The 14,184-nt window shown below is 41.4% G+C and carries 11 protein-coding genes and 1 pseudogene; 6 read left to right on the plus strand and 6 right to left on the minus strand.

The genetic code is table 11. The annotated features are described in order from the left end of the window. Positions 1 to 3 precede the first annotated feature (3 nt). The 4 genes from MSBRW_RS12530 to MSBRW_RS22390 all read left to right on the plus strand — a co-directional run bounded on the left by MSBRW_RS12530 (position 4) and on the right by MSBRW_RS22390 (position 3,297). Positions 4 to 1,089 carry a FecCD family ABC transporter permease gene (locus MSBRW_RS12530; RefSeq protein ID WP_011307364.1) on the plus strand — a complete coding sequence of 362 codons (1,086 nt, stop codon included), beginning with the start codon at positions 4 to 6 and terminating at the stop codon, positions 1,087 to 1,089. Further along, the gene (locus MSBRW_RS12535) at positions 1,086 to 1,853 is read left to right on the plus strand and encodes an ABC transporter ATP-binding protein (RefSeq protein WP_011307363.1); all 768 of its coding nucleotides are present in this window, start codon (positions 1,086 to 1,088) and stop codon (positions 1,851 to 1,853) included. Before MSBRW_RS12530 ends, MSBRW_RS12535 begins: the two co-directional genes overlap by 4 nt. 48 nt (positions 1,854 to 1,901) lie before the next feature. Beyond that, a complete protein-coding gene (locus MSBRW_RS12540) occupies positions 1,902 to 3,029 on the plus strand; it encodes an ABC transporter substrate-binding protein (protein ID WP_011307362.1) in 1,128 nt (375 codons plus the stop codon). A 109-nt stretch (positions 3,030 to 3,138) separates the two neighbouring features. Continuing rightward, entirely contained in the window at positions 3,139 to 3,297 is a 159-nt protein-coding gene (locus tag MSBRW_RS22390; protein WP_155398260.1) for a hypothetical protein, read from the plus strand. Between the two features lie 436 nt (positions 3,298 to 3,733). Here the strand turns inward: MSBRW_RS22390 and MSBRW_RS12545 are convergent, their stop codons facing one another. The 6 genes and pseudogenes from MSBRW_RS12545 to MSBRW_RS12575 all read right to left on the minus strand — a co-directional run bounded on the left by MSBRW_RS12545 (position 3,734) and on the right by MSBRW_RS12575 (position 10,534). Further along, on the minus strand, positions 3,734 to 4,960 hold the full coding sequence (locus MSBRW_RS12545) for an iron ABC transporter substrate-binding protein (protein ID WP_011307361.1): 1,227 nt from the start codon (positions 4,958 to 4,960) through the stop codon (positions 3,734 to 3,736). Between the two features lie 36 nt (positions 4,961 to 4,996). Next, positions 4,997 to 5,869: an ABC transporter ATP-binding protein gene (locus MSBRW_RS12550; protein ID WP_011307360.1), complete on the minus strand. Its 873-nt coding sequence runs from the start codon at positions 5,867 to 5,869 to the stop codon at positions 4,997 to 4,999. A gap of 5 nt (positions 5,870 to 5,874) precedes the next feature. Beyond that, entirely contained in the window at positions 5,875 to 6,954 is a 1,080-nt protein-coding gene (locus tag MSBRW_RS12555) for a FecCD family ABC transporter permease (protein ID WP_011307359.1), read from the minus strand. 173 nt (positions 6,955 to 7,127) lie between these two features. Beyond that, on the minus strand, positions 7,128 to 7,748 hold the full coding sequence (locus MSBRW_RS12560) for a class I SAM-dependent methyltransferase (RefSeq protein WP_011307358.1): 621 nt from the start codon (positions 7,746 to 7,748) through the stop codon (positions 7,128 to 7,130). Continuing rightward, complete coding sequence (locus MSBRW_RS12565) at positions 7,741 to 8,529, minus strand: ATP-binding protein (RefSeq protein ID WP_011307357.1); 789 nt, start codon at positions 8,527 to 8,529, stop codon at positions 7,741 to 7,743. The genes MSBRW_RS12560 and MSBRW_RS12565 overlap by 8 nt, the downstream gene beginning before the upstream one ends. A gap of 1,161 nt (positions 8,530 to 9,690) precedes the next feature. Then, positions 9,691 to 10,534: pseudogene (locus MSBRW_RS12575) on the minus strand (RNA-guided endonuclease TnpB family protein). Positions 10,535 to 11,188: 654 nt separating this feature from the next. Between MSBRW_RS12575 and gatE the strand changes: the two are divergent. Both gatE and MSBRW_RS12585 read left to right on the plus strand, forming a co-directional pair. Next, complete coding sequence (gene gatE / locus MSBRW_RS12580) at positions 11,189 to 13,090, plus strand: Glu-tRNA(Gln) amidotransferase subunit GatE (protein WP_011307356.1); 1,902 nt, start codon at positions 11,189 to 11,191, stop codon at positions 13,088 to 13,090. 644 nt (positions 13,091 to 13,734) lie between these two features. Beyond that, entirely contained in the window at positions 13,735 to 14,118 is a 384-nt protein-coding gene (locus MSBRW_RS12585; RefSeq protein ID WP_011307355.1) for a response regulator, read from the plus strand. Positions 14,119 to 14,184 lie beyond the last annotated feature (66 nt).

The following is a 14,184-nucleotide window of genomic DNA, read 5'->3' on the forward strand; positions in this document are numbered from 1 at the left end:
CTCATGAATTATGATTCTCAAAAAAACATACGTCAAACAGAAGTAAGTCATATCACGGAGAGGTACTATAACTTCACTCATAAAAAAATCCTCTTTATCGGTGCCCTATGTCTGCTCATCATCATCAGCATTGGAATTGCCGCATCGACGGGGTCTGCTGATGTATCTTTTAGAGATGTATATACCTCACTTCTCAGTAAAATATTCCCTGATATTGTCGAGAGTTCCTGGTTAGCGGATGTCTGTCTCTGGAAACTCCGGTTTCCTCGTATTTTCATGGGGCTCTTTGCCGGGATTGCCCTCGGAACAGCCGGAGCTGCGATGCAGGGGGCTCTGAAAAACCCACTTGCTGATCCGTATATGCTTGGAATTGCATCAGCAGCAGGATTTGGGGCAGCGATCGCGATCGTATTCGGGACCGGAATTTTTGCCGGCAAATATCTCATCATCGGGAATGCCTTTTTCTTCTCACTGATAGCTTCAGCGGTCATTATTGCCATTGCTGAGAAAAAAGGCGGTTCGGCAGAAGCAATGATTCTTACTGGAGTCGCTGTGATGTTCCTCTTCCAGGCCCTCACGACTTTTACAGAATATTTCGCAGAAGCGGAAGCAGTAAAGAGTGCAATGTTCTGGATGGTAGGAGACCTCGGAAAAGCAAGATGGGAGGATTTCCGTTTTGTCGTCCCCATCACGGCAATCCTTGTTCCTATACTCATCTGGAAATCCTGGGACCTTAATATAATAGGGGCAGGGGACGAGAGTGCAAAGAGCCTCGGGATAAATGTCAAAAAATTCCGGATACTCATTATGGTGGTCTCGTCACTTCTGGTTGCAGGAGTTGTTAGTTTTGTCGGAGCAATAGGGTTTATTGGGCTTGTCTCACCGCATATCTGCAGGCTGATCATCGGAGGAGACAACCGATTCCTGATTCCTGCATCTGGATTGATGGGAGCAGTTTTCCTGATTATCTCGGATTCCATTGCAAGGACAGTTCTTTCGCCTGTAGTTGTTCCCGTAGGAGTTATCACAGCATTCCTCGGCGTACCTTTCTTTGTGTACCTTATCATGTACCGGAGGGAGTACTGTTGAATCTCTCTATCGACGGGGTTACGCTCTCATATGCTTCGGTGCCTGTACTACATGGGATTTCAATGGAGTTTTGCGAACCGAGTGTGGTTGGCATAATAGGGCCGAACGGGGCCGGAAAGAGCACACTGCTCCGCTGTATCAATAACGTCCTTAAACCAAATAGTGGGTGGGTCTGCCTGGATGGGCAGAAGACCCATGACATGGACACAGTCGAAATCGCTCGAAATTTCGGCTATGTGCCTCAGGAGTTCCCAATTACTTTTCAGGCAACTGTTTTTGACACGGTGCTTATGGGCAGGCGCCCGTTCTCGTCCTGGAAGGTCAGCAGGGACGATGTTGAGATCGCTGCAGGAGCCATCAAGATGCTGAATCTCGAACAGGTAGCACTCAGGTACCACTCGGAACTCTCAGGTGGCCAACAGCAGCGGGTAATGATTGCAAGGGCACTCGCCCAGCAGAGTCGAGTGCTTCTTCTTGACGAGCCGACCTCCAAGCTTGACATCAGGAACCAGCTCGAAGTAATGAATATTATCCGCACTCTTGTAGACAAACGGGGCCTTCTCTCAATACTCGTGATCCATGATCTTAACCTTGCTTCCCGGTATGTCGACCAGCTCATCATGCTCAAGGAAGGAAAGATATACGCAGCTGGGAACCCTGTCTCGGTCCTGACACAGGAAAATATCAGAGTGGTCTATGGTGTTGAGGCTGCGGTAGTACTCGAGGATAATCTGCCGCATGTCATCCCGAAGAGGCCGGTATGAGAGGTTTAATGGATGCTGAAATTATGGGGAAATTGAGGTGAAAAAGGTATGAAGCGCACAAAGGAATTAGTTATCGGAATTGGAATTTTGCTGATAGTGTCAATTTTTGCAGTCTTTTCAACTGCAAATACTTCGGATACAAATGTTACAGATGAAGATACTCAGATCACAATTATTGATGCCCTTGGCAGAGAAGTAACTCTTGATAAACCCGCCGAAAGAATAGCATATACGCATTACTCAGTCGCCGAAGTCCTGAAAGCTATCGGAGCCTGGGATCGGGTCGTAGCACGGGACGGATATATATCTGATGAAAATTTTTATCCGAATCTGGATGAGATCCCTGCGATATGCCCGGCCAGGAACCCCTTGGACATAAATTACGAAAAAACTATAGAAGCCAAGCCCGATGTTCTAATCCTGCCAAAATTTGACTGGTATGGTACTACTGACGAAATAATCAACACACTTGAACCTGATATTCCAGTTGTTTTCGTTGATACACTAAACCCTGATTCCTTTTGTGATAATGTTACGATAATTGGAAAGGTTGTCGGAAATGAAGAACAAGCACAGGAATATACTGATTTTTACAGTGGAATTTATGATTCGATAGTAACTAAAACTTCGCAGATCGCACCGGAAGACCGCTTGAATGTTTTTTATAAGGCTTTTTCCGACACTCCTGAACAAATAAAAACCTATGGGAAAGACATGCCCGGTGGAAACGAGTTCTTTAACGCTGCCGGTAGTAAAAACATTGCAGGAGATCTACCTTTTGCTTACGGAGATGTTGATAAAGAATGGGTCCTTAAACAGAACATTGATGCCATTGTAGTGATGTGCTGGGACCAGCATTACCCAGATGTATTCGGATATAATGTCAATGATTCTGAAATGGCTTCTGAGAAGGGTAAGGAGATCCAGGAAGAAATCATGCGGCAGGATGTCTTTACACACACTGATGCTGTAAAAAACAAAAAAGTATACCTGCTTCATAATGAATTGCTTTCCACCCCAAGAAATATCATTGCCGTAGCTTACATGGCCAAGTGGTTTTATCCTGACCTGTTTCCCGATCTTGACCCTCAAGCCCTGCATCAGGAATATCTGGATCGATTCATAGAAGCTGATTACAACCTTTCTAATACCGGAATGTTTGCCTATCCGGCTTAATTTCGTTTCTGACAGATAGGAGAGTGGCAACTGTGGAAGAATTTTAAGAAATTATATATTTATTAACTCGAATATATGAAATATTCCTTCACCCGTTAAGACAAACGCAATGGTTGCGGGAGTTGAGATTACAATCTTTGACCATCTTAGCAAGCCTGTCCGGGCAAGAACTTGCCGAAAAATGCGCGAGTTTAATGCAGGAACTACAGGAGAGGAACTACAGGAGAATATCTCAATACTGGCTGTCTGCAAACTTGCGAAAAAATAGGAGAGCTCTACTAAAACAGTCCGGTGGCTGAGCAATACCTGGTCACTGGCCTCCCTCCCCTACTATGGCGATCTAATTTTATTTGAATATGAGCGTCTGTCCATAAGCCCGAAAAAATGGCTGAACTGGTCAAAAATGGGCCAGCATTTACAGAAGAAAAAGGCATGAATTCGGAGGAGTTCTGGATACGATACCCCAAATATTGAAGTAGCATATCTAAAATTAGAAGTACTTATGATTGGAAATCACATTCAAGCTTGATGTTTTCGTATTTGATCTAAATACTTGACAACTAATTAATTATTTTTAACCTCTCCAAAACAGCGAAGAGCCAAAATTTCTTCAAAAAACGATACCCTATAGCAGGAATATGCTATAGGCAAGAGAATTTTTTGATGCTTTCGGTTGAAAATACCCTCATAAATGATTTTCCAGTTTACGTTTCCACGCACCAGTCCATCAACTGGGCCGAACGAAGCCGTACAGCTACATCACGATCAACGCCATAGACATCCTGATAAAATGACAGTATCCATTCGTTCAGGTCAATGTCCCCAAATTTTTCGGGATATGCCGCCTTTGCGATAACCATAAGGTCAATAGGATATTCCAGACGCCTTGCACTGTTTCTGGGAGTATAGGGAAGAGAGACGACCCTGTGATTTTTAACAGCCTGGAGTTCACGAAGGTTTTTATAATAGGAAGCCTCGTAGAGCTCCTCAGGGGGGGCATAGTGTGCCGCAGTACCGATTACAATGACATCGGGGTCCATCGCTAATATCTGTTCGGTGCTGACTACCTCAAAGGAACCCAGACCGGAACGAAAGGCGTTTTTTGCATTGACGACATTTTCGACCATATATGACTCCGTTGTCTTCAGGCCCCAGGCGATGCCGGCTGAGGTCTGTGTACGGTGCATAGGAGAGAGGCCGAACACCAGTACATCAGTTTTTTCCTCATCAGAAATGTTCTGCGTCCTTTCTCTGATCGTTTCCTGCCTGGACTCGAGTTTAGAGGCGATTTTATCAGCTTCCTCCTCTTTTCCAAATACTTCTCCTATAATGTGGATTTCATCCGAAATAGCCGTTGGACTGGAGTTTTCATAACAATTGGGGCTATAAAGAACGATAAGAGGGATCCCAAGAGATTCGATTGTCTGGATGGCCTTCTGCGCATTATCGTCCTCACTAGATGGGAATGCAGAGTCTCCTAAGCGAATGATGACTATATCGGGTTTAACAGAAGCTAGAGTCTCATAGTTCATAGCCACACCGTAATCCATTACCAGAGGAAGATTTTTTAAATCGGGTGAAAGAGTCAGAGCAACGTGTTTTCCTCCACTCACTGTGACATTCGTGCCATTATCGGTCGGATAAGAAAAATCTCCTTCATACTGAAGACCTTTTGAACCAAGGCCGACGAGCGTATCGTTAACGCCGAGGATAACCATCATTTCCTCCACCAGGCCATCGGAGACAGTAGCCACCCGCTCGATGTTGACAGGCACCTTTACCTCAACTCCTCGGCTGTCGACTACAGTCCGGTATTCGTCTTCGGTTACGGTTTTGTTCTCTGTGGTTTGCATAGGCGACTGTGTGCATCCTGCGACAGCTGTCGCAAGGAGAAGAATCAGGCCCAAAATAAGCAGGGATTGACGTCGCATTCCTATCCCTCCTGCTCGATCTTATAGTCTATCACTTCATTGTTCAATTTTATCATGTCCGATGTCATAATCTATTCTCCGTATCGTATTTTGCTCTACATGCTGACTGTAGGTATGCGACTGGTTTTTTTCGTTTTTCCAGGTATGAAGACCTGCAGGCATGACTATCCTGACCCCTTCTACCGTCTGCACAGTGCAGGCATTTTGGTAAATTTGGCCAAGGGTCTGCTCGTTGATTGTCTTGGCAGGATCGCCGTCAGCAATTATGCCACCATTCCCAATTACAATAACACGGTCGCAGAACCAGGAGACGTGATTCGGGTCGTGACTGCATGCAATGATGGTCCTGCCGCTCTCTACGATTGTGCGCATGATTTCCCATATCCGCATCTGATTCTGGAAATCAAGAGCTGAAGTAGGTTCATCAAGAAACATCAGTGGGGTGTCCTGCGCAATGGCTCTGGCCATCAGTACCATCTGTCGCTGGCCGCCTGAGAGCTGAGAGTAAGGCCGCTCCGCAAGATCAGCTATGCCAAGAGTATCAAGGGCATCTATCGCTATCATCTTATCACGACGGGGGATGCCAAAAACTCCTCCGAGATGCGGGGTCCTTCCCATAAGGACTACTTCGCTTACAAGGTAAGGGAAGGGAGGTTTGTGTTCCTGCGGGACATATGCCACGATTTTTGCCATTTCTCTTATCGAAAGCTTCGATATGTCACTGCCGCACATGTGAACGGTACCTTGTTTGGTCTTGAGGAAATTGAGGCAACACTTGAACAGAGTAGTCTTTCCTGATCCGTTAGGCCCGAATAACCCGCAAAGTTCTCCTTCCCTGACATGGAAAGAGATCCCATTTAGTACGGGAACCGATCCATAGCTAAAATAAAGATCATGGACGCGAAGCATAAGACTCACCCGAACATGCCTCTTCCCTTGCTCCTGAGCAGGTAGCAAAGATATGGTGCTCCCAGGACAGAAGTGATGATACCAACTGGAATCTCTGAAGAAATCAGTGTCCGTGCAAGGGTGTCAGAGACAATTACATACATCCCGCCCATCATAAACGATGCAGGAATGACATACCGGTTGTCAGGCCCGAGTAATATCCGCGAGGCATGCGGCATCATGAGGCCTACCCATGCGATAATTCCCACGAGCGAGACGGAAAAAGCTGTAAGGGCGGTTGCGATAGCTATGGCAATAAATTTTGACCTTTCAGGATTGACGCCAAGAGCCCTAGCCTCTTCGTCACCCATAGAAAGGATATTCAATTTCCATCCCATAGCCAGCAGAATAAGGAAACCTGCAACGGCTATCGGAGCAAGGAGGATAATGTCGTTCCAGGTCGCATAATAGAACCCGCCCATTAGCCAGAAGACAATCTCGCGCAATGCCGAATCATCAGAAAGGTATTTGAGCAACGAAACGAATGCCGTAAAGATTGAACCTATGATCACGCCCGCAAGGACGAGGGTGAAGATTGGGGTCTCTCCCTGTACCCTTGCAAGAAGATACGCAATAGTGACCGCAAGCGCTCCGAAAAAGAATGCTGAGAGCTGGATCGAAACACCAATAATTGGATAAACAATCACAAGAGCAGCCCCAAATGCAGCACCTGAAGAGGCACCAAGAATATATGGTTCGACCAGAGGATTTCGGAAGACGTTCTGATAGACGGTACCGGCGATAGCGAGCGAACCGCCTACCAGAAACGAAAGGAGAATTCGAGGGATGCGAAGATCCCAGATTATCATGTTATGTTGGGAAGGAAGAGCAGAGATATCTCCGAAAGTCAGGTGAGTCATGATCGTGTGTATGATGTCGGTAATTGAAATGTAGTAATTTCCCATTACGACAGCGATACTGACCATAGCGATGAGCACAATTCCTAGCATCATAAGAATAAACATTTTTCGTAACTCTGAAAAATTATAACTTCTCTCGTGATCCAGGGTGGAGAGGAAATCTTTTAATGAGATTGATGTGGTCATCTTCTACTCCTGTTATTATATATGGTTCAAAAAAAGTACTCAGATCGGGAAAAGTCAAAAAGATATACTCGGCGATTGAGTACATAAAAGAGCCCGGCAACACATATATCTTAAAAATAACATTTTTATTTTTATTAGTTATAAAAACGTTATTTTGATTTCTTGTACTTTTATTATTTTATAGTTTTTCTGAACTGAATCATGTAATTATAACCAAGATCTGTTAGGTTTATCTTTTCGAAACCATATCTCGTTATTAAATTTTCCAGTTCTCCAGGTGAAAAACGCATGTGCAGTGGCGGACCACAAGGTGTTTCTTCTTTTTTGCATTCAATAATTGCCAGGCGCCCGTCAGGTTTTAAAACTCTGAGGACCTCGTCGAATATCATATTACTGTCTTTAGCCAGATCAAGAGCATGCAGCACGGTAGAAATAAAATAAACATCGATACAGCATTCGTTGATCGGTAATGGTTTGGTAATATCAGAAACTATTCCCTTGATATTCGTTAATCCTTTCAGATCAGCTTTTTCTGTCAGATCATCAATAAGATCCTGACGCTTTTCCAGAGCATATACTATTCCGGAATTCCCGACAATTGTGGAAGCAAAAAATGAATAGTCTCCCGGCCCACAGCCCATATCAAGAAAAATGTCTCCATTTTTCAGTTTCAGCTCGCTGAATATTAAATCAGGGTCATGCATCCAGAAGCTGCTATGACCACGTCTTTGTTGTTTTTCTCTATGATTGGGATTATGGTCAAATGCTTTTTTACATGTTTGTGCATTATTCATGTATGCATTTCTCCGTAAAGACCTGCAACATATGCTGAACTTCGGTATTAACTGTCGTAATCTCCTCGCCTCTAAGTCCTGCAAGTGAAAGGGCAGGATCTGCCGGAATAGCTGCAATAACTTCATGCTGCTTGCCGATAGTTTCTTGCATGAATTGTTCGTTTGATTCATTTACTTTATTCAGGACAAAGAATATAGGTTTGCCAATGCTGCTACTTAATTCAGCTACCTTTTCGGATAATTTAAGGGATTCGTAAGAGGGATCGATTACCATAAGGACATCATCCACGCTTTTTTCTATACCCCTTCCGAAGTGTTCGATACCTGCCTCAGTATCAATAATGACTACTTCATCATGGTTCAATCTCAACTTCTCAATAAACTCTTTTACCAGTATTCCCATTGAGCAAGCGCAACCTTCACCTACTTCGTGGATTTTCCCTATAGCAATTAGCTTTATTCCCCCGTTCTCCGAAAGATATGCTTCGGGAATATCGGCAAAACCAATTCCGTCTTCAAAGAAAGAGACTGAATCCCAGTTAGGCGCTGCTTGCATGATTTTCTCAAGAACAGCATTTTTGCCGCCGAAGTATTCCATGAAATCGGGAGGAAGATCGACTCCAAGTTGCCTGTAAAGGCCGAAGTTCGATTCATCGGTATCGATGACAAGGACAGATTTCCCATTTTCTACAAGAGCTTTTGCAAGGAGAGTTGCAATAGTACTCTTACCACTTCCTCCTTTTCCACATATAGCGAGTTTGTATGCATTCTTATTATCCATCATATTTTGTTCTCCAATATCTCAACAACTTCTTTTGTTCTCCAATATCTCAACAACTTCTTTTGTTCTCCAATATCTCAACAACTTCTGTTTTCACAGCATCAGAACGTATACTTTTGACTTATCTACTAATATCTCACAATTTTTTTGTCAATACACGAACTGTCCAGGGAGCGTTCTCACATCGTGGAGCTATTTTGATCTGTTCGGCGGATAGTTCGAACTTAACTTTTCTTAATTTCCATATTTTTTGTATTCAGATTGTCTGAATACAAATATTATTAATTAATATTTTTTGTATTCATATTGTCTGAATACTAACAAAATATTCGCAAACTCTATTTAAACCTTATGATTTTAAACGTGTGTTCTAAAATAAATTAAGAGAAAATGGTTCTGACAGAAAAAAATTTAAGACAAAAAAGAAATGTCTAAACTTTTCAAGCTCAAGCATGCTTCCAATTATCACATTGTTGACTTCTTTCTCATAACTCGAAAGTTCAGATTAAAGTTCAGATTAAAGTTCAGATTAAAGTTCAGATTATCTACTCGTTAACCCAGATTGGCTAATAGGACTCTACTTACTATCATCGTATGTGCGAAATGCAATTAGTCAGCATGCAGGTAAGTATTCATTGACCCACTGGAAATATGTTTTATTATAATCCTCACTGGTCATATTGCAAACTCAGGAAAAATCCACGCTAAGAGGAAAATAACTCTTGATCTTTCCATAATCCCAAACTAAATGATTTCCACCTGCTGTTTCGTATACTTCCAGATTTTTCATCACTCCTAGTTCGCATGTTCGTCCAAAATTAAAATTTACTTTATAATAAAGAAAAACTAAATACACTTCGACCTTTAAACTCTTAAGGAGGATATGAAAATGGATGATAGAGGGGATGCAAAATATGGATGCTGAAGAAATTCGAGTGACCTTCAGGTTTTTATCCCTGAAAAAAATATGATTTCAAGTTTTGGAATTCAAGAAAATCTGTTTCTTCCTTTTCTACTTTCACGTGAACTACCTCTCCCTTAATTCTTCGCCTTTCGGCTCCGTTTCGAGGGAGAAGCTTCCTGGTTCATTCCTTTCTCTTTTGAGAACAAGTTCCCAGGCCCTTCCCCGCGTACCGCAGGTGTCAAATAACTATAAGAGTGTCAGATAACTATAAGATTTTGATCTTGAAGTAAGAATTTTTTGATATTGATTGCAGCATTAATGTCCCTATCATGTTTTGTTTTACAATCAGGACATTCTCATTCTCTAGCATCAAGAGTCAGATTAGAGCTATAATATCCGCAAACGTTACAAAGTTTAGAAGATGGTTCAAATCTTCCTATTCTCAGGATAGTTTTACCAAACCAATCTGCTTTATACTCCAACTTTGTAACAAAACTACTCCATGCAGAATCATTTATAGCTTGAGCTAAACAATGATTTTTCTGCATCCTCTTAACATTCGGATTTTCCAACGCGATAGCTTGATTCTCGCGGATAAGTTTAGAAGAGAATTTATGCTGGAAATCATTTCTCTGATTGCTTATTTTTTCGTGGAGTTTTGAAAGTTACAGTTCGACTTTCTCTCGATTTTTTGAACCTTTAACTTTTCTACTTACTCTTTTTGCAGGACTTTTAACCGGTTAAGAGAATTTTTCAAGTAGTTAGGGTTCTCAATTTTTTCTCCTGTAGAAAGAACTGCAAAATCCTTAATTCCTACATCTATTCCTACTGTAGTAGATTCTGAAAATCCCTGTTTTGTAGGCTGTTCTTTTCCATCTTCAACAAGAATACTGATATAGTATTTTCCTGTGTAAGACCTGGAACAGTTGCTGTTTTCAGAGTATCTTCAAACCGTGAGATTAATTTCTTGTATTGTTCATAAGTTTTAATCTTCTGTTATAAAGCCCAATTATAGACAAATCTACAAGCTCCAAAATGAACTTTTATAAGTCTTTTTTGATCTTTGTTGGGGTAGACTCGGTACTTATAGGCTTTTAACATCCTATAAGAATAGATTTTAAAAAAAGGAATAATTTTTGTTAAAGAAAATTCTTTGAAGCTGACTGCTTTCATCCCCCACCCGCCACCTTCCGGTTCTCAACGGAAGCTGTCGAGGAAGGGACTTCACGCCTTAGACTTAAATTACTTCACTCTTATATACAGAGATACCTTTATACATTTTATAATGCCTTTTACATTTAATTTCCTATTCAATAATTATTCAACAATTAACTCAACAATTACTCAACAATTGTTCAGTAACAATTGAAAATTGCAGTGCAGCACCTAAAAAAGCTAAGAAAGGAATCGGGCGCAAAAATGTTATAAAAGAAGAGAGGAAGTAATTAGCCGAAGAGTTTAAACTGAAGGGAGAACAAAAAGATCTAGATTTGAAAGATGGGACTTAAAAGAGAATTAAAAAAGGATGAAGGGAAAATAAAGAAAATTTATGAAAAATTAAGTAAAATTAAGTAAAATTAAGAAAAATTGATAGAGAATCCAAGGAAAGTTTACAAAGAAAGTTTAAGAGAATTCAAGGAAAGTTTACAAAGAAAGTTTAAGGGAATTCAAGGAAAGTTTACAAAGAAAGTTTAAGGGAATTCAAGTAAAATTAAAGAGAATTAAGGCGCTTCCTGCTTAGATTCGGGTGAAAATATGGAAAAATACGATTATAGTGAACTTGGGCTGAAAGCCGGGCTTGAAATTCACCAGCAGCTGGATTCGAAGGAAAAGCTGTTCTGCAGGTGTCCGACTCTTATAAGGGATGTCAAGGAATCGGACTTCGAGTTTTTCAGGTATCTCAGGGCTACAGAAAGTGAGATGGGAGAAAAAGACAGGGCTGCAGTGGAGCAGACCAAGATCAGGAGGAAGTATATTTATAAGGCTTATGACACGACCTGCCTTATAGAGAATGATGAAGAGCCTCCAAGAGAACTCAATAAGGAAGCCCTGGATATTTCCCTGGGGATTGCAAAACTCTTCAACATGAAGCCTGTCGACCAGATGCACGTTATGAGGAAGATCGTAGTAGACGGGTCTAACACAAGTGGGTTCCAGAGGACTGCTTTTCTTGCAAGTGATGGATTTATTGAAACCTCCCAGGGGCTTTGCGGAATTGACAGCCTTTGCGTGGAAGAAGAAGCTGCCCAGAAAATAGAGGAAATAGGGGATTCAATCATTTATTCCCTGGACAGGCTTGGAATTCCGCTTGTGGAAATTGCGACTGCACCAGATATCAAATCTCCTCGCCATGCAAGAGAGGTCGCTGAGCAGATAGGAATGTTCCTCAGGTCCACAGGTAAAGTAAAGAGAGGGCTTGGCACGATCAGGCAGGATGTAAATGTCTCAATTGCCGAAGGTGCAAGAGTCGAAATTAAAGGCGTGCAGGCACTTGACCTTATAGAAGATATTATCCGCAGGGAAGTTGAAAGACAGTTAAACCTTCTTTTTATCAGACAGGAGCTTATAGAAAGAAAAGCCTTCGTCTGCGAAGAAATCTATGACATAACAGGACTTTTCGTAGATACAAAATCCAAGGTCCTGCAAAAAGGCGTGAAAAAAGGCGCAGTCCTTGCAGCCCATCTCAAGAAATTCGAAGGGCTTGTAGGCAAAGAGGTGCAGCCAGGAAGAAGGCTCGGGACCGAATTTTCAGACAGGGCAAAAACCGCTGGCGTTGGAGGGATTTTCCACACCGACGAACTTCCTAACTACGGGATAACCGAAAAAGAAGTCAAGACTGTCCGAGACGCAATAGGTGCATCTGCAGGGGACGCCGTAATAATGGTTGCGGACGAACCCGAGAAAGCCAGGCTCGCAATCGAAGCAGTTATTCAAAGGGCAAAAGAAGCAATGGAAGGAATCCCTGAGGAGACCCGAAAAGCCCTTCCCGATGGAAACACCGCCTATATGCGTCCCCTTCCTGGCGCTGCAAGGATGTACCCTGAAACCGATGTGCCTCAAATCGAAATCTCGCAGGAATATTTCGATTCAATTGAGATTCCAGAACTCCTCACTGAACGGGCGAAACGTTTTGTCTCCGAAAATGGCCTGAATCAAGAGCTTGCCGAGAAAATAGCTTATTCAAAGCATCTTCCTCTCTTTGAGGAGCTAATCGAGACTTACGGAAAAGACGAAAACGTAAACTCAACCCTCATCGCCAGAACTCTTGTTGGAATCGTTCCGGAAATCCGGAGAAATGGGGTAGAGACTGAAAACCTTACGGATGAACATTTCAAAGGGCTTTTTGTAGCTATTTCAAATCAGGAAATCGCAAAAGAAGCCATTCAGGACCTTTTGGCCGCTCTTGCAGAAGAGCCTGAACTGAGCACGCCGGAAGCGATCTCAAATCTTGGACTCAGTGCTTTTGATCCCGAAGAAGTCGAAAACTTTATCAAAAAAACCGTCAGGGAAAGAGAAGACTTTATCAAAGAAAAAGGTCCTGCAGCTCTTGGCCCCCTCATGGGTATTGTCATGAAGGAATACAGGGGCACGGTTGATGGAAAAATCCTTAGCCAGATGTTGAAAAAAGAACTGGATAGTTTCATTAATCAGGGATAACTCCCCTCTTTTTCTTTTATCCTTTATTATTATTATTTTCTGTTTTTTATTTTTCTATTTATTATTTTCTATTTATTATTTTCTATTTATTATTTTCTATTTATTATTTTCTATTTATTATTTTCTATTTATTATTTTCTATTTATTATTTTCTATTTATTATTTTCTATTTATTATTTTCTGTTTGTTATTTTCTGTTTGTTATTTTCTGTTTGTTATTTTCTGTTTGTTATTTTCTGTTTGTTATTTTCTGTTTGTTATTTTCTGTTTGTTATTTTCTGTTTGTTATTTTCTGTTTTTATTCTTTATTTTTTGTTTTTATTCTTTATTTTTTGTTTTTATTCGTTATCTTATTAAGAAATACTTTTTTACTTCTTTTTATACATGATTTTTTCCTTCAAGAATGTTTCAGGCTAGATATAGCAAAACAATAGATTTTTATCTCCAGGATACAAAAATTATCTCTCTAAATGACAGAAATTCCCATTTGTGACGTAAAGAAGATAACTTTTTATATTAATTAAGACATTTATACTAATAGTACTTAGTGGTAGTTGTGGGTGAGATTTGGTACATAGGAGATGATAAGTGGCGTAATGATCCACAAGAAGGTTTCAAGGTAATAACCTCAGGAGAAGATCCCCGTGAAAATACTGCTTGTAGATGATGACCCTTTGTTTTTGGAGCTATCAAAAACCTTCTTAGAAGTCTTCCATGATATAACTTCGGATACTGTAGACTCTGCAAGGGAAGCCCTTCAGAGATTGGAGAAAAACTCCTATGATGTGGTAGTCTCAGACTATGATATGCCTTTAATGGACGGCATCACGTTCTTGAAAACTATTCGTGACAAAAGGATTGATATCCCCTTCATCCTGTTCACAGGTGTGGGTAAAGATGAACTTATGCACCAGGCAATTGAGAACGGTGCAGATTCCTTTATTCAGAAAATAGGGGACCCAAAAGCTCAGTATTCCGAGCTGTCAAAGAGAATCTGGCAGGCTGTCAGTAGCAACGCAGGCTACTAAAAGAACAAAGTAAGAACTTTGAACCCTGCGATAGTTATCAACTAAATTAAAAATGTTTATATATGT

Source organism: Methanosarcina barkeri str. Wiesmoor (assembly GCF_000969985.1).
In the GTDB taxonomy this organism is placed as follows: Archaea; Halobacteriota; Methanosarcinia; order Methanosarcinales; family Methanosarcinaceae; genus Methanosarcina; species Methanosarcina barkeri_B.